Below are 19,514 nucleotides of genomic sequence, written 5' to 3'. Positions count from 1 at the left end.
GTCCGCGGCATGGATGCCGCGGCCAAGCCCCCAAGGACGGGTTTACGGCGTCCCCGCAACCCGACACCGCCCCGCCCAACAAACAGAAAAGCCAGAGCCGGCTGTTGCTCTGGCTCTGGCTCTGGCTCTGGGTTTGGCTTTTGCTTCGGCGGTTGCCTCTGCGGGTGCCGGGCCGCAGGCCCGGCAGATCAACTCAAACCACCGGTTCGCGCAGGGCGGGGTTGTCCCAGCCCGGGCGCGGGGCGAAACGGTCGCCGTGGCGCTGCTGCAGCGCCTTCAACCGCTCGACGATCGCATCGGCACCGACCGCACGGATGTGCTGGATCGGACCGCCGCGGAACGGGGCGAAACCGGTGCCGAAGATCACGCCGGCATCCAGCAGGTCCGCATCGGCCACCACGCCTTCGTGCAGGCACGCCACGGCCTCGTTCAACAGCGGCAGGATCAGGCGGTCTTCCAGGTCGGCCGGGGCCTGGTAGTCGCTGGCCACGTCCGGCTTCTTCGGCTTGCCGTTTTCCCAGGTGTAGATGCCCTGGCCATCCTTCTTGCCACGCTTGTCCGGTTCCACCGTCTGCAGCGCGGCCGGAATCTGCAGGCCCAGGAACGGTGCCAGTTCGCGGCCGACTCCGGCGGCCACGTCCAGGCCGACGGTATCGATCAGTTCGATCGGGCCCATCGGCATGCCGAACTTCACTGCGGCCTTGTCGATCACCGGGCCCGGGACGCCTTCGGCGTAGGCGGTGGCCGCTTCCAGCATGTACGGGAACAGCACGCGGTTGACCAGGAAGCCCGGACTGCCGGCCACCGGCACCGGGAACTTGCCCAGCGCCTTGCAGAACGCGGCCAGGCGGCGCTCGGTCTCCGGCGCCATGCCATCGTGGTGGATGATTTCCACCAGCGGCATCTGCGCTACCGGGTTGAAGTAGTGCAGGCCGGCGAACTGCGCCGGGCGCTGGATGTGATCGCGCAGTTCCACCAGTGGGATCGACGAGGTATTGGTGGTCAGCAGGGCGTCCTGCTTCATCTTCGGTTCCAGCGTCTGGTACAGCGCACGCTTGGCTTCCGGGTTCTCGATGATCGCCTCGATCACCAGATCCGCTTCGGCAACCCCATTGCCTTCCAGGTCGGCACGCAGGCGTGCGGCCACGGCGGGGCGCTTGCTTTCGTCGCGCACCTTCTTGGCGAACAGCGCCTGCGCGCGTTCCATGGCCGGGTCGATGAAGCGCTGCTCGCGGTCCTGCAGGGTCACCTCGAAGCCCTTGTAAGCGGCCCACGCGGCGATGTCGCCGCCCATCACGCCGGCGCCGACCACGTGCACGTGACGGATGCCGGAATCACCACTGCCCAGGCCCTTCAGTCGCTCGGTGAGGAAGAAGATACGGATCAGATTGCGCGCGGTCGGTGTACTGGCCAGCTTGACCACGGCGCGCCGCTCGGCGTCCAGGCGGGCCTGGATGGGCTTGCCGCCACTGCGTTGCCAGGTGCTGATCAGCGCGTACGGCGCCGGGTACTGGTCCTTCTTCGCCTTGCGTGCGACCTGCTTGACCATCTGCGGCGCCAACAGCCTGCGTGCCAGCCAGGTGTTGGTGGCCCATGCCGTCGCGCGCTGCTTGAACGGGCGGGTGGTGCCGGACAGCGCCAGCGCGACGGCGGTGTCGAGCACCACCGCTGGCGCCACCACCTTGTCGACCAGGCCGATGCCACGCGCGGCCGAGGCCGACAGGGTGCGGCCGGTCAGCATCAAGTCCATTGCCGCCGGCGCGCCCACCAACTGCGGCAGGCGGGCGCTGCCGCCCCAGCCCGGGAAGATGCCAAGCTGGGTTTCCGGCAGGCCGATGCGGGTGCTGCTGTCATTGGACGCCACGCGGTAGCGGCAGGCCAGCGCCAGTTCGGTGCCGCCTCCCAGGCAGTGGCCGTGGATCGCCGCAACGGTGGGGCAGGGCAGCTCGGCCAGCTTCTGATAGGTGGCCTGGCCACGACGGATCGCGTCATTGACGGTGCCGCGACGGTCGAATTCCTGGAACTCCTTCAGGTCGGCACCGGCAATGAAGCCGGCCTTCTTCAGCGACTGGACCACCACGCCCTTGGGTGGGTCCAGCGCGATGCGCTCAAGCAGGTCGCCCAGCTCCAGCAGCACGTCCTGCGACATCGCGTTGACGCTGCTGTCCTGACGATCCAGGGAGAGAACCACCACGCCGTCGTCGCGGATCTCGGGGTGCCAGTGGCTGAAGCGGAGACCATCGAAGCCTGAAAGCATGGACGTTCCATCCGGTTGTGTATGGAGAAGCGGCTATGATCCAGAGGTTGTTTCCCTCGCGTCAAATCCCAATAGCAGGGGAGTGGCGCCCCCGGATCCATGGCCGTGGACCGGGACGCTAACGGAACGGTGGTTAAAAGCTGGTGCGGCGCCAGGTGATCGGCGACTGAACTTTTCCCGGGATTGGCAGTCTCATTGCCCGACGTCGGTTGGGCTGACAGGAGTGCGGCCCCTCATGGCCGAGGTTGATACACCACAGGAGCTGGATCTGGAACTGGTCCGGCGCGTGCAGCACGGCGAGAGTGCCGCCTTCGATGTCCTGGTGCGCAAGTACCAGCATCGGGTGGTGGCCCTCGTCGGTCGCTACATCGCCGACTGGAGCGAATGTCAGGACGTCGCCCAGGACACTTTCATCCGTGCCTACCGCGCGATCGGGAGTTTCCGTGGCGATGCCCAGTTCTCAACCTGGTTGCATCGAATCGCCGTGAATACCGCCAAAAACTACCTGGCTTCACACAATCGACGGCCGCCGACCGATGACATCGACATCGGCGACGCCGAACAGTTCGACAGTGGTACGCGCCTGCGTGACACCGACACGCCCGAACGCGAGTTGATGCGCCAGGAGCTGGAACAGACGGTGATGAAGGCCGTCAACGCGCTGCCGGAAGAACTCCGGTCAGCGATCACCCTGCGCGAGGTGGAAGGCCTGAGCTACGAGGATATCGCGCAGAAGATGGGGTGCCCGATCGGCACGGTGCGTTCACGGATCTTCCGGGCGCGCGAGGCGATCGACACCGAACTCCGGCCGCTGCTGGACATCGGCAGCGCCACCCGTGAGAAGAGCCGCGTATGACCAGTAACCCGTTCAACGAATCGCAGAACCATCAATCGCCCGCCGGGCAGCGCCTGGACCAGCGCCATCGCGAGCAGCTGTCGGCCCTGGTCGATGGCGAGCTGGGCGCCGATGAAGCGCGTTTCCTGCTGCGCCGGATGGAGCACGACCCCGAGCTGGCCGGTTGCCAGGAGCGCTGGCAGCTGCTGGGCGACGTGATGCGCGGGCAGGCGTCGGCACTGGCTCCGGCCGGGTTCAGTGCCGCCGTGGCTGCCGCCATCGCGGCCGAGCCGACGCCGCAGGCCGAGCCGCGTCGCCAGGTACGTCGCAGTGGCTGGCGGGCCTGGGGCGGCGGCGCGGCTCTGGCCGCATCGGTTGCTGCGGTCGCCCTGTTCATGGGGGGCGAGAAGCTGAAGGAGGCCACTCCCGGCGAGCCATTGGCCCCCCAGGTGATCGCCAGCCAGGCGGAACTGCCGCCGGCGCCGACCTCGCCGGCCCCGGTGACCGAAGCATCGGTGGATACCGCCGCGATGGCCGTGGCGGCGGCGCCGGCTGTGGCGATGGCTGCTACCAGCCGTCGCCAGGACGCCCGCCGCGCCAGTGCAACCCGCAGCCAGCAGGCTGCGCGTGCCGCCCAGCGCGATGACGCTCCGCAGCGCGCCATCGCCGCCGTGCAGGCACCGCTGGCTCCGACCGTACCGGCCAACGCCAACCGCAACCTGCCATTCGGCGAGGTCGGCGGGCTGCAGGCCCGGCCGTGGCCGCGCTCCAGCCTGGCGCCGACCGCAGGTGGCGCGCTCAATGCCAGTTTCCCGGCCCGCGCCGGCGGTGCCGCGTTCTACCCGTTCGAGCCGCGCCTGCAGGACGACCTGCCGGTGCCGCCGCGCCCGCGCGACTGAGCCGGGCGCCTTCACGCCCCGCCGTCGGCGGGGCCCGTATTCCTCTTTCCATCCGACCCGGAGGTTGCCGTCCGATGACTCCCCGACTTCGCACGCAGGCCATTGGCCTGCTGGCCCTGACCCTTCCCCTGGTGGCCTGCGCGCAGGCGCCGGCGCCTGCCGCCCCGGCCCAGCCTGCGCCGGCCGCGGCGCCGCGGGCGCCTGCACAACCGCTGGTCAGCGGCCTGCCCGACTTCACCAACCTGGTCGAACAGGTCGGCCCGGGCGTGGTCAACGTCGACACCACCATCGTCCGCAACAACCGCCAGGCCTCGCGCGGCCCGATGGGCGACGATGACATGCCCGAGTTCTTCCGCCGCTTCTTCGGCCCTGACTTCCCGATGCCGGGGCAGGGGCCGGGTGGGCAGGATGGCGGTCCCAGCATCAAGGGGCGTGGCATGGGATCGGGCTTCATCATCTCGCCCGATGGCTATGTACTGACCAACTACCACGTGGTGGCCGACGCCAGCGAGGTGAAGGTCAAGCTGGGCGACAGCCGCGAGTTCACCGCCAAGGTGGTGGGCAGCGACCAGCAGTACGACGTGGCCCTGCTCAAGATCGATGGCAAGAACCTGCCCACCGTGCGCGTGGGTGATTCCAACACCCTGAAGCCGGGCCAATGGGTTGTCGCGATCGGCTCGCCGTTCGGCCTCGACCATTCCGTTACCGCCGGCGTGGTCAGCGCCGTCGGTCGCAGTACGGGGGGGCCTGACCAGCGCTACGTGCCGTTCATCCAGACCGACGTGGCGATCAACCAGGGCAATTCCGGCGGTCCGCTGCTGAACACCCGCGGCGAAGTGGTCGGCATCAACTCGCAGATCTTCTCGGCCTCCGGCGGCTACATGGGCATCAGCTTCGCGATCCCGATCGACCTGGCGATGAGCGCGGTCGAGCAGATCAAGAAGAGCGGCAAGGTCACCCGCGGCCAGCTCGGCGCGGTGGTCGAACCGATCGATTCGCTGAAGGCGCAGGGACTGGGCCTGCCGGACAGCCGCGGCGCGCTGGTCAACCAGATCGTGGCCGGCAGTGCGGCCGCCAAGGCCGGCGTGCAGGTGGGCGATGTCATCCGCTCGGTCAACGGCAGCGCGGTCAACAGCTGGTCCGACCTGCCGCCGCTGATCGGTGCGATGGCGCCGGGCAGCAAGGTGAACCTGGTGGTTTACCGCGACGGCAAGCCGCATGAGCTCAGTGCCACGCTGACCGCACTGAGCGAGGACGGGCAGGGCAATGCCCGCGGGCCGTCGGCTGGCGCTGGCGAGGCGGCTCCGCAGACCGGTGCCAACGCCCTGCTGGGGCTGGACGTCAGCGACCTGAACGCGGCCCAGCGCAAGCAGTTGGGGCTCAACGGCAATGAAGGCGTGCGCATCACCGGGGTCAAGGGCCAGGCAGCACGCGATGCCGGCCTGTCGCCGGGCATGGTGATCCTGCAGGTCGGCCGCACTGCGGTCGGCAGCGTGGATGCCCTGAACCGGGCGTTGTCCAGCTTCAAGAAGGACGACGTGGTGATGCTGCTGGTCCGCACGGCCAACGGCAACAGCGCCTTCGTGGCGGTCAAGGCGGGCCAGTAAGGCCTGCCGGGGTCGCTCCGGCGGCCCCTGCGTCTCCCCCGAAGCCCCGCCCCGGCGGGGCTTTGGTCGTTCAGCGTCCGGCCCGATGAGGCAGTTTTCGCGGCCGGGCGCCGGGCGTGCGATAATCGACCGTTACCCTGACGACGCCGCGCGCCGCCGCCACCTATGTCTTCTGATTCGATGCGGAACATCCGCAACTTCTCCATCATCGCCCATGTCGACCACGGCAAGTCCACGCTGGCCGACCGCATCATCCAGCTCTGTGGTGGCCTGCAGGCCCGCGAGATGGAAGCGCAGGTGCTCGACTCCAATCCGATCGAGCGCGAGCGTGGCATCACGATCAAGGCGCAATCGGTGTCACTGCCGTACCTGGCCAAGGACGGGCAGACCTACCACCTGAACTTCATCGACACCCCCGGCCACGTCGACTTCTCCTATGAAGTCAGCCGCTCGCTGGCCGCCTGCGAAGGCGCGCTGCTGGTGGTCGACGCGGCCCAGGGCGTGGAAGCGCAGTCGGTGGCCAACTGCTATACCGCAGTGGAGCAGGGCCTGGAAGTGGTGCCGGTGATCAACAAGATCGACCTGCCCACCGCCGACATCGAGCGCGCCAAGGCCGAGATCGAGGCCGTGATCGGCATCGACGCCTCCGACGCCGTGCCGGTCAGTGCCAAGACCGGCCTCAACGTGCAGGACGTGCTGGAGGCGATCGTCCATCGCATCCCGCCGCCGGTGCCGCGCGACACCGACAAGCTGCAGGCGCTGATCATCGACTCGTGGTTCGACAACTACCTGGGCGTGGTCTCGCTGGTGCGCGTGATGCAGGGCGAGATCAAGGCCGGTGACAAGCTGCAGGTGATGTCGACCGGCCGCAACCACCAGGTCGACAACGTCGGCGTGTTCACTCCCAAGCGCAAGGTGCTGCCGGCGCTGCGTGCCGGTGAAGTGGGCTGGGTCACCGCCAGCATCAAGGACGTGCATGGTGCGCCGGTCGGCGACACCCTCACCCTGGCCGGCGATCCGGCGCCGAAGCCGCTGCCGGGCTTCCAGGAAATGCAGCCGCGCGTGTTCGCCGGCCTGTTCCCGGTCGATGCCGAGGACTATCCGGACCTGCGCGAAGCGCTGGACAAGCTGCGCCTGAACGATGCCGCGCTGCGTTTCGAGCCGGAAAGCTCCGAAGCAATGGGCTTCGGCTTCCGCTGTGGCTTCCTGGGCATGCTGCACATGGAGATCGTGCAGGAGCGCCTGGAACGCGAATACAACCTGGACCTGATCAGCACCGCGCCGACGGTGGTGTATGAGGTCCTGAAGACCGACGGCTCGGTCATCAACATGGACAACCCGGCCAAGCTGCCGCCGGTGAACCAGGTCGAGGAGATCCGCGAGCCGATCATCCGCGCCAACGTGCTCACTCCCGAGGAGTACATCGGCAACATCATCAAGCTGTGCGAAGAAAAGCGCGGAAGCCAGATCGGCATCAACTACCTGGGCAGCCAGGTGCAGATCAGCTACGAGCTGCCGATGGCCGAGGTGGTACTGGACTTCTTCGACAAGCTCAAGTCGGTCAGCCGTGGCTATGCCTCGCTGGATTACCACTTCGTGCGCTTCGACGCGGGCCCGTTCGTGCGCGTTGACGTGCTGATCAACGGTGACAAGGTCGACGCACTGTCGCTGATCGTGCACCGCAGCCACGCCGACCGCCGCGGCCGCGAGCTGTGCGAGAAGATGAAGGACCTGATCCCCCGCCAGATGTTCGACGTGGCCATCCAGGCTGCCGTCGGCTCGCAGATCATCGCCCGCACCACGGTCAAGGCGATGCGCAAGAACGTGCTGGCCAAGTGCTATGGTGGCGACGTCTCGCGCAAGAAGAAGCTTCTGGAAAAGCAGAAGGAAGGCAAGAAGCGCATGAAGCAGGTCGGCCGCGTGGAGATCCCGCAGGAAGCGTTCCTGGCCGTGCTGCAGATGGACAACAAGTAAGCCCGCACCGGCCTCGCGGGGCCGGTCGTCTGGTGACGTTGCAAAGGACCCTGAATGAAACTGTTTGAGATCCTCCTGGTCGTGCTGACCCTGGCCTCGGGCCTGATCCTGCTCGCCGACAAGCTGTACCTCGCCAAGCGCCGCGCCCAGCGCGCGGGCCTGCTCGACACCGAGCCGGTGCTGGTGGACTACTCGCGTGCATTCTTCCCGGTGCTGGCGATCGTGCTGATCGTGCGCAGTTTCATTGCCGAGCCGTACAAGATCCCGTCCAGCTCGATGATGCCGAACCTGCTGATCGGCGATTTCATCCTGGTCAACAAGTTTTCCTACGGCCTGCGCCTGCCGATCAGCAACACCAAGATCGTCCCCTTCGGCGAGCCGTCGCGCGGCGACGTGGTGGTGTTCCACTTCCCCGGCCACAGCGACAACGATCCGGCCAAGGGCGAGAACTTCATCAAGCGCGTGATCGGCGTGCCGGGTGACACCGTGGTCTTCGAAGGCGACGGCGTGATCCTCAATGGCGAACCGCTGAAGTACGACAACAAGGGCATCTATGCCGGCCACAAGGGCCAGGGCGAGGGCGCCAACCTGCTGGTCGAGCACCTGCCGGGCCGTACCCATACCGTGCTGGAGACCGACTATCCGCGTGGCCAGGGCCAGTGGACCGTACCGGCCGGCAAGTACCTGGTGATGGGCGACAATCGTGACAATAGCGACGATGGCCGCTTCTGGGGCCTGCTGCCGGAAGAAAACCTGCGCGGCAAGGCCTTCCTGATCTGGCTGAACTGCCAGGGCTGGTTCTGCAAGGATGGCTTCGAGCCGTCGCGGATCGGCTCGAGCATCAACTGAGTACCTTCACATCCAACGCGTATCTGGGGAGAACGCAATGAAGACGATGAACACGCAGCGTGGCATGACCCTGACCTCGTTCCTGGCGGTCCTGATCGTGGTGGGTTTCTTCCTTTACATCGGCATGAAGCTGTTCCCGATGTACCAGGAGTATTACGCGGTGCGCTCGGCGATGAAGAGCCTGGCCAGGGAGCCGGGCGTGGGCAGCATGGAGCCGGCCCGGATCCAGGATCTGTTCTTCAAGCGCCTGTACATCAATTACTCGGAAAACGTGAAGCCGGCCAACGTGAAGTTCGACCGTCGCGACAATGGCTGGACCCTCAAGGTCAACTACGAAGTGCGCCGTCCGCTGGTCGGCAACCTGGACGTGGTTGGCAAATTCGATTCATCCCAGGACCTGACCCGAAGCGGTGCCGAATAAACCTTTCCAACGTGGTGACCTGATCGGTCATCCCTTCCGCGACCCGGCGCTGCTGAAGCAGGCGCTGACGCATCGCAGTGCCGGTGCGCCACACAACGAGCGCCTGGAGTTCCTGGGCGACAGCATCGTCAACATGATGGCGGCCGAGGCGTTGTACCGACGCTGGCCCAAGGCCGACGAGGGCGCGATGACCCGTGCCCGCGCCGAGCTGGTGCGTGAGGGCGCGCTGGCGGTGATTGGACGTAGCCTGGAGCTGGGCGAGCGGCTGATCCTGGGCCCGGGCGAAATGAAGTCCGGTGGCCACCGTCGTGATTCGATCCTGGCCGACGCGGTGGAAGCCGTGGTGGCTGCGATCTACCTGGATGCCGGTTTCGAGGCCTGCCGGGCGGTGGTACTGCCCTGGTTCAGCGCTTCGATCGAGGCACTGCCGGCCTCCGGCCGGCCCGAGAAGGACCCCAAGACCCGCCTGCAGGAATGGCTGCAGGCCCGACAGAAGGCGTTGCCGCAGTATGAACTGGTGTCAGAATCCGGTGACGACCACGCCAAGCACTTCCGGGTACGCTGCAACGTAGCCGACCCGGCCGCCAGCACCGAGGGCGAAGGCGCCTCGCGGCGGCTTGCCGAACAACAGGCGGCTGCGGCCGTCCTAGAACAACTGGATTCCAAGTGAGCGAACAAACTCCCCATCATTGCGGCAGCGTGGCCGTCATCGGCCGCCCGAACGTGGGCAAGTCGACCCTGACCAATGCTCTGGTCGGCGCCAAGGTCAGCATCGTCTCCAACCGTCCGCAGACCACGCGCCATCGCCTGCTGGGCATCGCTACCTATCCGGAAGGCCAGCTGGTGCTGGTCGACACCCCCGGCCTGCACAAGGTGCAGAAGCGGGCGATGAACCGGGTGATGAACCGCGCCGCGCGTGGCTCGCTGGAAGGCGTCGATGCCGGCCTGCTGGTGATCGAAGCCGGTCGCTGGGATGAAGAGGACAGCCTGGCGTTCAACGTGCTGCGCGACGCCGGCATCCCGGTGGTGCTGGTGGTCAACAAGATCGATCGCCTGAAGGAAAAGGGCGCGTTGCTGCCGTTCCTGCAGCAGGTGACAGAGGGTCGCGACTTCGCCGCCGTGCATCCGATCTCCGCGCAGAAGCGCAATGGCCTGGAAGCGCTGGTGCGCGACGTGCTGAAGCTGCTGCCGGAAGCCCCGCCGATGTTCGGCGAGGATGAGATCACCGACCGCAGCCAGCGTTTCCTGGCCGGTGAACTGGTGCGTGAGCAGCTGATGCGCCAGCTCGGCGAGGAACTGCCCTACGCCACCACTGTCGAGATCGAGCGCTTCACCGAGGACGGCAACCTGCTGCGCATCGGTGCGGTGATCTGGGTCGAGCGTGAAGGCCAGAAGGCCATCGTGATCGGCAAGGGCGGCGCCCGCCTGAAGGAGATCGGCGCCAAGTCCCGCCTGCAGATGGAGCGTCTGTTCGGGGCCAAGGTGTTCCTGGAAACCTGGGTGCGCGTGCGTGAAGGCTGGTCCGACGACGAGGCCGCGCTGAAGGCCTTCGGTTACGAGTAAGGCGTTGTAGTCGCTTCGATGATGATCGAGGACGACACCGGCTTCGTGCTGCACGCACGGGCCTACCGCGAGACCAGCCTGCTGGTCGAAGTGTTGAGCGCGCAGCATGGCCGTATCGGCCTCCTTGCGCGTGGCGTGTCCACTGCCAAGGGCCAGGTGCTGCGCGCCGCCCTGCAGCCGTTGCAGTGGATCCGCTTCAGTGCCCAGCAGCGGGGTGAGTTGGCCCAGCTGCGTGGCGCCGAGGCGCTGGATGCCGCGCCACGCCTGGTCGGGCAGGCCATGCTGGCCGGTTTCTACCTGAGCGAACTGACCCTGCGCCTGGCCCCGCGCCAGGACCCGCTGCCGGAGCTGTACCTCGCCTACGGCGAGGCGCGTGCGCGGCTGGCGGTGGGCGCTGGCCTGGCCTGGACCCTGCGCCGTTTCGAACGCGAGCTGCTGTCTGCGCTGGGCCTGGGTTTCGAGCTGGACAGCGCCAGCGATGGCCAGCCGATCGATCCGGCGGCGCGCTACGAACTGGACCCGCAGGAGGGTGCGCAGCGCCTGCTGAGCGAGCGCGGCGGGGAGCGCCGGGCAGCCGCCACCGGGTCGGCGCTGTTGGCGCTGGCGGCCGACGAAGAGCCGGATGCCGCCGATCTGGCCAGCCTGCGCCTGCCGATGCGGCGGGTGCTGGCCCATCACCTGGGGCCGCGCGGCCTGAAGTCCTGGGAAATGCTCGAGCAGCTGGCGCCCCGCAGGTAGGGGGTGTTGAGCAGGGCTTGCAGCCCTGCACCTGCCTAATCAACGTCAACGTCAAAAGCAAAAGCTGGTTATCCGTGGGTTGGCGGGGTGGGTCCGGTTGCGGGAGACGCCGTAAACCCGTCCTTGGGGGCTTGGCCGCGGCATCCATGCCGCGGACACTCCCGCAACCGGACCCACCCCGCCTTCGACAGATTCTTGCGAGCTGTCGGACATGCCGACGGGGTCAGATCCGTTTTCCTTCGGAAAACGGATCTGACCCCAGATTGATTTCGACATCTGACAGAAATTCATCCACGCATGGCGTGGATCTACCAGCCGTCACCGGGAATCTGTCGGGGGTGGGGCGGTGTGGGTTGGCAGGACCGTTGGCGCCATGGATGGCGCCATCGAGCCCCCATGGACGGGTTTACGGCGTATCCTGCCAACCCGCACCGGCCCGCCCAACAAGCAGAAGGCCAGAGCCGCTCTGGCTCTGGCCTTTGGTGTTGCTCTGGCTTGAAGCATCTGCGGGTGCAGGGCGCAGCCCTGCCGAGCAACCCTCAGTGCAGCAGGGCAGCCACCGCGTCGCGGAACCCCGCCTGGGCCTGCCCGGACTCGGGCGCATGATGCAGCTGGCGCACCGCCCGTCCCAACCGTGCCGCCCCCACGAAGCCACAGCTGGCCTGCAATCGGTGCAACTGGCTGCGCAACTGGCGCTCGTCGTGCTGGTCGACCGCCTGCTCGACCGCGTCGCGCACGCCCGGCAACTCGGCCAGGAACAGTTCGCGCAGTGCGATCAGGTGGTTGCGCTGGCCATTGAGGGCTGCCAGGGCTGCGGTCTCGTCCCAGTCCTGTACGGCCAGTTCGACCGCGGCCGGGGCCTGTGCCACGAAGATCCCCGCCGGGCTGTTGACCAGCGCTCGGCGCACGGCCTTCAGCAGCTGGTCGCGGCCCAGTGGCTTGACCAGGGTGTCGCTGAAACCAGCTTCGCGCAGGCGGGCGTGAATGGAGGCATCGCCGTCGGCGGTATGTGCCAGCGCCGGCGTGTCGGGATGTGAACGGCGCAACTCACGCAACAGCTGCGCGCCATTGCCGTCCGGCAGGTTGACGTCGATCAGCCACAGGTCATGCGAGCCGGGCTCGGCACTGGCCAGGGCACTGGCCAGTGAATCTGCGGTGTCCACATCCGCCGGTAACGTTTCCAACGCCGCCTTGAAAAAACCGCGGCTGATGATGTCGTCCTCGACAAGCAGGAAGCGGGGCCGTGCGGCCCGCGGGGTCATCTGCATCAGGGCTGCCTCCATGTCAGCTGGCCCAATCATCAAGCACGGCGGCCACGGGCGCAAGCGGGTCCGGGCCCCATCGGTCAGGATCTGCGACAATACGCCCCCATTTTTGCCCGCAGCCTGTTGCCACGTGGCCCGATCCCGCTCCCGCACCGACCGTACCCCGTTCCAGACCGAGATCCTCGACCTCAGCCATGATGGTCGCGGTGTCGCCCGCCGTGAAGGCGAGGGCGGCAAGGTCACCTTCGTCAGCGGCGCCCTGCCCGGTGAGGTGGTGATGGCTGAACAGACTGCCCGCAGCCGCCATTTCGACGAGGCGCGCACGCTGGAGGTGCTGCAGGCCTCGCCGCAGCGGGTGATCCCCAAGTGCCCCCATTTCGGTACCTGCGCCGGCTGCGTGCTGCAGCACCTGGACGAAGACCAGCAGATCGTCGCCAAGCAGCGCGTGCTGATGGATAACCTGGAGCGGATTGGCCATGTGAAGCCGGGCACCGTGCTTGCGCCGCTGGTCGGCGAGAGCTGGGGCTACCGCCGCAAGGGCCGCTTCTCGGTGCGCCGGGTCGAGAAGAAGGACAAGACCCTGGTTGGCTTCCGTGAACAGGATCCGCGTTTCGTCGCCGACCTCAGCCAGTGCCTGACCGTGATTCCGGAGATCGGCACCAAGGTCGAGGCGTTGTCCACCTTCATCGAAACGCTCGATGGCAAGCGTGACATCCCTCAGATCGAATTCATCGCCGGTGACCAGGCCGTGGTCCTGACCGTGCGCCACCTGCAGCCACTCAGCGATGCCGACCGCGCGGCCTGGGCCGCCTTCGGCCAGCAGCATGGCTTCGTGATCTACCTGCAGTCCGGTGGCGTGGACACCGTGCAGCCGCTGGACGGGCAGGGCGTGGCGCTGTCGTTCCGGCTGGCGCCGTGGGATGTCGAGCTGGCGTTCCGCCCGCTGGATTTCATCCAGGTCAATGCCAAGCTCAACGAGAAGATGATCGCCCACGCCCTGGACCTGCTGCAGCCGGGTGAGGACGAGCGCGTGCTGGACCTGTTCTGCGGCCTGGGCAACTTCACCCTGCCGTTGGCCCGCCGTGTGCGTGAAGTGGTGGGTGTGGAAGGCGATGCCGGCCTCGTCGCGCGTGCGCGTGAGAACGCGGAGCGCAACGGCCTGGCGAACGCGCAGTTCTTCAGCGCCGACCTGACCCAGGACCAGCGCAGCACGGCGTGGATGCGCCAGGGCTTCGACAAGCTGCTGCTGGATCCGCCGCGCTCGGGTGCGATCGAAGTGCTGCAGCAGCTGCCGCTGAAGCAGTTCAAGCGCATCGTCTACGTCAGCTGCCACCCGGGCTCGCTGGCGCGCGATGCCGGCTATCTGGTCAACGAACAGGGCTTCACCCTGGTCAGCGCCGGTGCCATGGACATGTTCCCGCACACCGCGCACGTGGAAAGCATCGCGGTATTCGAAAAGCGCTGAGCAGCTGTCATCACCCGTGGCGCATAATTGCGCCATGGGCATCGAAATCGAACGCAAATTCCTGGTCAGCAGCGATGGCTGGCGCACCGCCGCGCATCGGGTGATCCCGATGGCGCAGGGCTACATCAACGACATGGGCGCGCTCGACCGCGGCACCCAGAACGCCTCGGTGCGCGTACGCATCGAAGGCGACCACGCCGCGCTGAACCTGAAGTCGCGCACCCTCGGCCATACCCGGCAGGAGTTCGACTACCCGATCCCGGTGGAGGACGCGCGCGCACTGCTGGGGCTGTGTGTCGGCGGCCTGATCGACAAGCGCCGCCATCTGGTCGAACACGCCGGCCTGACCTGGGAAGTGGACGAATTCCTCGGTGACAACGCCGGTCTGGTGGTGGCCGAAGTCGAACTGGAAAGCGCCGATCAGGCCATCGACCTGCCGGGCTGGGTCGGCGCCGAAGTGACCGATGACGCCCGCTACTACAACGTTGCCCTGGCCAGCCGCCCGTATTCACAGTGGTGAACCCCCAAAAAGGGGACGGAGGGGATTAAGTCGTCTTTACCCCGCCCGTGCGGAAAGCGACTTAATCCCCTCCGTCCCCTTTTATCGAGGAAGGCGGTCCCCATGTCGTGGACATGAGAATCGACATCTACTCCGACGTGGTCTGCCCCTGGTGCTGGATCGGCAAGCATCGTTTCCAGCAGGGCGTGCAGTTGCTGGGCGCCAATGCGCCTGAACTCGATATCCACTGGCAGCCGTTCCAGCTGGACCCGGATGCGGACGACACCCCGGTGTCGCTGCGCGAGGCCTATGCGCGCAAGTTCGGGGGCGTCGAGCGCACCGAGCAGATCCTCGGCCAGACCCAGACCACCGCGCGCGCGGAGGGGCTGCCGATGGATTTCAACCAGGGCCAGGTGCGGGTGACCACACTGCCGGCGCATCGGGTGTTGTGGCTGGCCGGCCAGCATGGCGTGCAGGATGCGGTGGGTGAAGCGCTGTTCCGCGCCCACTTCGAACATGGCCAGAACTTGGCCGACAACGCTGTACTGGTGAAGGCCGGCGTGGCGGGCGGCCTGGACGGTGGTGAAATCGCGCAGATGCTGGCCTCCGACCGCGGCCTGGCCGAGGTCGAAGCCAAGCTGGCGCAGGCCCATGCACTGGGCATTTCTTCGGTGCCGACCTTCGTGATCGATGGGAAGTGGGCGATTTCCGGGGCGCAGCCACCCGAGGCGTTCGCCCAGGCCCTGCGGCAGATCGCGGCAGAACAGGGCGCCCCGGCTACCCCGGCTGACGGCGACGAGGCCTGCGGCCCGGACAGCTGCAAGGTCTGACCGGCTCCTCAAAAGGGGACGGAGGGGATTAAGACGTATCCAGCCCCTTGGGGCCGATTGCGCCTTAATCCCCTCCGTCCCCTTTTTCTGACCACTGCGCCTGTCGGCCGGTTCTGCGACAATGCGGCACTGCGCCATGCGGGCGCGCGTTGTGGAGATCGACCATGCTGCTGATCGGCGTTGCCGGCACCGAACTGACCGCCCAGGAACGTGACTGGCTGCAGCACGACGCCGTGGCCGGAGTAGTGCTGTTCAAGCGCAACTTCGCCTCGCGCCAGCAGGTGACCGATCTGAGCGCGGCCATCCGTGCCGCTGCCCCGCGCCCGCAGCTGATCTGCGTGGACCAGGAAGGCGGCCGTGTGCAGCGCTTCCGCGAGGGTTACAGCGATCTTCCGCCGCTGCAGGACATTGGTGCCCTGTACGCCACCGACCCGCAGCGGGCCCTGGCGCTGGCCGAGCAGCACGCCTGGCTGATGGCCAGTGAAGTCCGCGCCAGCGGCCTGGATCTCAGCTTCGCCCCGGTGGTCGACCTTGGCCGCGGCAACCGCGCCATCGGCAACCGCGCCTTCAGTGAAGACCCGCAGGTCGTGGCCGCGTTCACTGCAGCCTATGTGCGCGGCATGCACGCGGTCGGCATGGCCGCCACGCTCAAGCATTTTCCTGGTCACGGCACCGTGCTGGAAGACACCCACGTCGATACCGCGATCGATCCACGCGCGCTGGACGAACTGCGCGCGCAGGACCTGGTGCCGTTCCAGGCCGGCATCGCCGCCGGTGCCGATGCGGTGATGATGGCGCACGTGATCTATCCGCAGGTGGCAGCGGAGCCCGCCGGCTATTCCCCACGCTGGATCCAGGACGTCCTGCGCGGCGAACTCGGCTTCCGCGGCGTGGTGTTCTCCGATGACATCGGCATGGCCGCCTCGCACAGCGCCGGCGGCGTGCCGGCACGCGTGCACGCGCACCTGGACGCCGGTTGCGACGTGGTGCTGGTCTGCCATCCGGAACTGGTCGATGAAGCCCTGCATGCGGTGCAGGGACGTTCCCTCAATACTGCTGCGCTGCTGGGCCTGCTCGGCCGCGGCGCGCTCGGCTGGGACGGCCTGCTGGCCGATGCCCGCCATGGCGACACCCAATCCCGTCTGCTTGAAACCCTTGGAAGAACCGTCTGATGCCCAACCTCACCATTTCCCAGGCCCTGGCCCAGGCTGACCTGCTGGTCGACCGCCCCACCATCGACAAGGCCATCGCTGCAATCGCCGACGCCATCGCGCGCGATTACAAGGGCGAGGTGCCGTTGTTCCTGTCGATCATGCATGGTGCGCTGCCGTTCGCCGGCCAGCTCGCGCTGGAACTGGGCGCGCGCGGCCAGGACGTGCAGTTCGATTACCTGCACGCCACCCGCTACCGCGGCGAAACCACCGGCGGTGACCTGGTCTGGAAGCACAAGCCGGCCACCTCGCTGTTCGGCCGCCGCGTGCTGCTGGTCGACGACATCCTCGACGAGGGCTACACCCTGCAGGGCGTTCGCACCTGGTGCCTGGAACAGGGCGCGACCGATGTGCGCATCGCTGCGATGACCGTGAAGAAGCACGACCGTGCGCTGCCCGATGTGACCGCCGATTACGCGGGCATCGAGCTGCCGGACCGCTACGTGTTCGGCTTCGGCATGGACGTCAACGAGACCCTGCGCTGCGTGCCGGCCATCTACGCAATGAAGGAATAACGGCGCGGCCGCCCGCGGCGCGTCTTTTCCATCGCCGGCATCCTCGGGTGCCGGCGTTCGTCTTTTCATGGAGTGCTTCCAATGCAACAGATCGCCCTGGCCGTGATCGGCGGTACCGGTGTCTACAACCTGGCCAAGCTTGACGACGTGCAGACCCACGAGGTCGACACCCGCTTCGGCCGCCCATCGGGCCCGGTGCGCGTGGGCACGCTGCTCGGCCATCGCGTGGCGTTCCTGGCGCGGCATGGCGAGGGGCATTCGCTGCCGCCGCACAAGATCAACTACCGCGCCAACCTGGCTGCGCTGCAGCAGCTGGGCGCGCAGCGGGTGCTGGCATTGAACACGGTGGGGGGCATCACCGAGAACTTCGGTCCGCGCGTGCTCGCCTGCCCGGACCAGATCATCGACTACACCTGGGGCCGCATCAGCACGATCTGTGAAGAAGAAGGCTCCGACGTGGTCCACGTCGATTTCGGCCATCCGTACACGCCGATGCTGCGCAGCAAGATCCTGGCGGCAGCCAAAGTGACCGGTGTCACGGTCCATGACGGTGGCTGCTATGGCGCAACGCAGGGCCCGCGCCTGGAAACCATCGCCGAAATCGCCCGCATGCGCCGCGACGGTTGCGATCTGGTGGGCATGACCGGCATGCCGGAAGCCGCACTGGCGCGGGAGCTGGGGTTGGATTATGCCTGCCTGGCGATCATCGCCAACTGGGCCGCCGGCTGCGGTGATGGCGAGGAGATTACGATGGCCGAAGTGCTGGCCAATGTGCAGGCGGCCAGCAACGGACTTCCGGAACTGGTGGGCGAATTGGCGCGGGGGTGATTGTCTTCCCTGAGCAAGCTTTGCATACTCAGCTTGTGCGCGGGTTCAGCGTACACCACCCATTCATTGCATAAGGTCTCGCATCACCATGCCGAACGGTACCGTCAAGTGGTTCAACGACGCCAAGGGATTTGGCTTCATCTCGCCGGAGGATGGCAGCGCCGACGTGTTCGCGCACTTCTCCGCCATCAACTCCAAGGGCTTCCGCAGCCTGCAGGAAGGCCAGCGTGTCACCTATGACGTGACCCAGGGCCCGAAGGGCGCCCAGGCTTCGAACATCACGCCGGCCGAGTGATCCACTCGACAGTGCGTTGAAAACCCCGCTCCGGCGGGGTTTTTTTTGCGCTGCGACAAGAATTGCGCTGCCGTGGGCGGAGGCCCCGCTGGGCATCCGGATTTGCGCTCGGGCACAATGCCTCCATGAAGGAACGACTGCGCATCGCCGTGATCGGCTACGGCACCGCTGGACAGGCATTGTCCATCCTGCTCTCCCGTGATGGCCACGAGGTGGAGATCTTCGAACGTGTGCCCACGCCGGGACCGGTTGGCGCCGGTTTCCTGCTGCAGCCCAGCGGCCTGCAGGTGCTGTGGCAGATGGGCCTGCTTGACGCCGTGCGCGCGCATGCCGCGCCGGTGCATCGCCTGTACGGCGATACGCCGTGCGAACGCGCAGTGATGGACATGCGCTACGCCGGCCTGGACGCGCGCCTGCACGGCCTTGGCATGCAGCGCGGCGCCCTGTTCTCGTTGCTGGATGATGCGCGTGCTGGTGCGGGCCAGCTGCATGCCGGCGTCAGCATCGCTGCAGTGGATGCCGAGCAGGGCCGCCTGCGTGACAGCGAAGGGCGCCTGCACGGTGCGTTCGACCTCGTGGTGGCCGCCGATGGTGCGGCCTCGACGCTGCGCGGCACGATCAAAGACGGTAACGGACTGGATCGCGTGTATCCGTGGGGTGCGCTGTGGTGCCTGTTGCCAGCCGAAGACTGGCCACACCTGCAGGAGCTGCGGCAGCGCTACGTGGCCGCACGCAAGATGATCGGGCTGTTGCCGGTCGGTACGCGGCCCGGTGATGACACGCCGCGCCTGAGCTTTTTCTGGAGCCTGCCACGCGACGATTTCGAACGTTGGCAGGCCGACGGCATGGCGCCATGGCTGGACGAACTGCATGCGCTGTGGCCGCAGGCCAGTGCACGCTTCGCGCATCTGCGTGACGCCGGCCAGCTGGCACGGGCCGTCTACCGCGACGCGGTGATGACGCGCTGGTATCACGGCCGCATGGTGCTGGCCGGCGATGCCGCGCATGCGATGAGCCCACAGCTGGGCCAGGGCGTGAACATGGCGCTGCTCGATGCGCTGGCGCTGCGCGATGCCTTGCGCGCGCATGGTGGCGGTGCCGCGGCATTGCAGGCCTACCAGGCGCAGCGCAGGGCGCACGTTGCGGTCTACCAGCGCTGGAGCCGTTGGCTGACGCCGCTGTTCCAGTCTGATCGCGATGCCTGGGCCAAAGCGCGCGACGTGCTGCTCGGCCCGATGGGGCGCCTGCCGGGTGGGCGTGGTCACATGCTGCGTGTGCTCAGCGGTACCCAGCATGGCTGGTTCGGTTCGCTCGCGCTGGATCCGGCTTTCGTCGACGCGCTGGCCACTGCGGCGCAGGTGCCTCGCATCAACGCGATCACGGCCACTGCGTGAAATGCGTCGTCACGTGAATTAACGGTTGCCTCACTGCGCATATGCGAGAAGTAGGTTGCACGCGATTGC

The 19,514-nt window shown here is 67.1% G+C and carries 19 protein-coding genes; 17 read left to right on the top strand and 2 right to left on the bottom strand.

Translation table 11 applies throughout. The features are described 5' to 3' along the window. Positions 1-193 precede the first annotated feature (193 nt). Positions 194-2,257, bottom strand: coding sequence for a 3-hydroxyacyl-CoA dehydrogenase NAD-binding domain-containing protein (locus PEM_RS12340; RefSeq protein ID WP_005418265.1), 2,064 nt, complete (start codon positions 2,255-2,257; stop codon positions 194-196). 235 nt (positions 2,258-2,492) lie between these two features. Here PEM_RS12340 and rpoE point away from each other — a divergent pair, with 235 nt between their 5' ends. From rpoE to recO, 9 genes are all read left to right on the top strand, one after another. Next, positions 2,493-3,113, top strand: coding sequence for an RNA polymerase sigma factor RpoE (gene rpoE / locus PEM_RS12335; protein ID WP_005418256.1), 621 nt, complete (start codon positions 2,493-2,495; stop codon positions 3,111-3,113). Continuing rightward, positions 3,110-3,991: a sigma-E factor negative regulatory protein gene (locus PEM_RS12330; RefSeq protein WP_065179471.1), complete on the top strand. Its 882-nt coding sequence runs from the start codon at positions 3,110-3,112 to the stop codon at positions 3,989-3,991. Before rpoE ends, PEM_RS12330 begins: the two co-directional genes overlap by 4 nt. Positions 3,992-4,065: 74 nt before the next feature. Further along, entirely contained in the window at positions 4,066-5,598 is a 1,533-nt protein-coding gene (locus tag PEM_RS12325) for a DegQ family serine endoprotease (protein ID WP_065185459.1), read from the top strand. Positions 5,599-5,778: 180 nt separating this feature from the next. Beyond that, entirely contained in the window at positions 5,779-7,572 is a 1,794-nt protein-coding gene (gene lepA, locus PEM_RS12320) for a translation elongation factor 4 (RefSeq protein ID WP_005418237.1), read from the top strand. 54 nt (positions 7,573-7,626) lie between these two features. Continuing rightward, the gene (lepB, locus tag PEM_RS12315) at positions 7,627-8,421 is read left to right on the top strand and encodes a signal peptidase I (RefSeq protein ID WP_005418234.1); all 795 of its coding nucleotides are present in this window, start codon (positions 7,627-7,629) and stop codon (positions 8,419-8,421) included. A 37-nt stretch (positions 8,422-8,458) separates the two neighbouring features. After that, entirely contained in the window at positions 8,459-8,842 is a 384-nt protein-coding gene (locus PEM_RS12310) for a DUF4845 domain-containing protein (RefSeq protein WP_032954392.1), read from the top strand. Further along, positions 8,832-9,512 carry a ribonuclease III gene (gene rnc / locus PEM_RS12305; RefSeq protein WP_005418230.1) on the top strand — a complete coding sequence of 227 codons (681 nt, stop codon included), beginning with the start codon at positions 8,832-8,834 and terminating at the stop codon, positions 9,510-9,512. The genes PEM_RS12310 and rnc overlap by 11 nt, the downstream gene beginning before the upstream one ends. Then, entirely contained in the window at positions 9,509-10,405 is an 897-nt protein-coding gene (gene era / locus PEM_RS12300; protein ID WP_005410599.1) for a GTPase Era, read from the top strand. Before rnc ends, era begins: the two co-directional genes overlap by 4 nt. An 18-nt stretch (positions 10,406-10,423) precedes the next feature. Further along, positions 10,424-11,143, top strand: a complete 720-nt coding sequence (gene recO / locus PEM_RS12295; RefSeq protein WP_049447075.1) for a DNA repair protein RecO — start codon at positions 10,424-10,426, stop codon at positions 11,141-11,143. Positions 11,144-11,682: 539 nt separating this feature from the next. Here the strand turns inward: recO and PEM_RS12290 are convergent. Then, complete coding sequence (locus PEM_RS12290; protein WP_005418228.1) at positions 11,683-12,411, bottom strand: response regulator; 729 nt, start codon at positions 12,409-12,411, stop codon at positions 11,683-11,685. A 127-nt stretch (positions 12,412-12,538) separates the two neighbouring features. On the opposite strand from PEM_RS12290, the gene rlmD reads away from it, so the two are divergent. The 8 genes from rlmD to PEM_RS12250 all read left to right on the top strand — a co-directional run bounded on the left by rlmD (position 12,539) and on the right by PEM_RS12250 (position 19,445). Continuing rightward, complete coding sequence (gene rlmD, locus PEM_RS12285; RefSeq protein ID WP_065179469.1) at positions 12,539-13,873, top strand: 23S rRNA (uracil(1939)-C(5))-methyltransferase RlmD; 1,335 nt, start codon at positions 12,539-12,541, stop codon at positions 13,871-13,873. 34 nt (positions 13,874-13,907) lie between these two features. Beyond that, positions 13,908-14,393 carry a CYTH domain-containing protein gene (locus tag PEM_RS12280; RefSeq protein ID WP_111126861.1) on the top strand — a complete coding sequence of 162 codons (486 nt, stop codon included), beginning with the start codon at positions 13,908-13,910 and terminating at the stop codon, positions 14,391-14,393. 113 nt (positions 14,394-14,506) lie between these two features. Beyond that, on the top strand, positions 14,507-15,202 hold the full coding sequence (locus tag PEM_RS12275; RefSeq protein WP_111126863.1) for a DsbA family oxidoreductase: 696 nt from the start codon (positions 14,507-14,509) through the stop codon (positions 15,200-15,202). A gap of 164 nt (positions 15,203-15,366) precedes the next feature. Continuing rightward, entirely contained in the window at positions 15,367-16,374 is a 1,008-nt protein-coding gene (gene nagZ, locus PEM_RS12270; protein WP_005418224.1) for a beta-N-acetylhexosaminidase, read from the top strand. Then, on the top strand, positions 16,374-16,928 hold the full coding sequence (locus PEM_RS12265) for a hypoxanthine-guanine phosphoribosyltransferase (protein WP_005418223.1): 555 nt from the start codon (positions 16,374-16,376) through the stop codon (positions 16,926-16,928). The genes nagZ and PEM_RS12265 overlap by 1 nt, the downstream gene beginning before the upstream one ends. An 81-nt stretch (positions 16,929-17,009) precedes the next feature. After that, complete coding sequence (locus tag PEM_RS12260; protein WP_005418222.1) at positions 17,010-17,756, top strand: S-methyl-5'-thioinosine phosphorylase; 747 nt, start codon at positions 17,010-17,012, stop codon at positions 17,754-17,756. Between the two features lie 88 nt (positions 17,757-17,844). Further along, on the top strand, positions 17,845-18,051 hold the full coding sequence (locus tag PEM_RS12255; protein ID WP_005410590.1) for a cold-shock protein: 207 nt from the start codon (positions 17,845-17,847) through the stop codon (positions 18,049-18,051). Positions 18,052-18,176: 125 nt separating this feature from the next. Beyond that, entirely contained in the window at positions 18,177-19,445 is a 1,269-nt protein-coding gene (locus PEM_RS12250) for an NAD(P)/FAD-dependent oxidoreductase (protein WP_111126865.1), read from the top strand. Positions 19,446-19,514 lie beyond the last annotated feature (69 nt).

Origin of the sequence: Stenotrophomonas sp. Pemsol (genome assembly GCF_003586545.1) — a bacterium.
GTDB classification, from domain to species: Bacteria; Pseudomonadota; Gammaproteobacteria; order Xanthomonadales; family Xanthomonadaceae; genus Stenotrophomonas; species Stenotrophomonas sepilia.
This window is presented reverse-complemented; position numbering and strand designations above follow the sequence as displayed.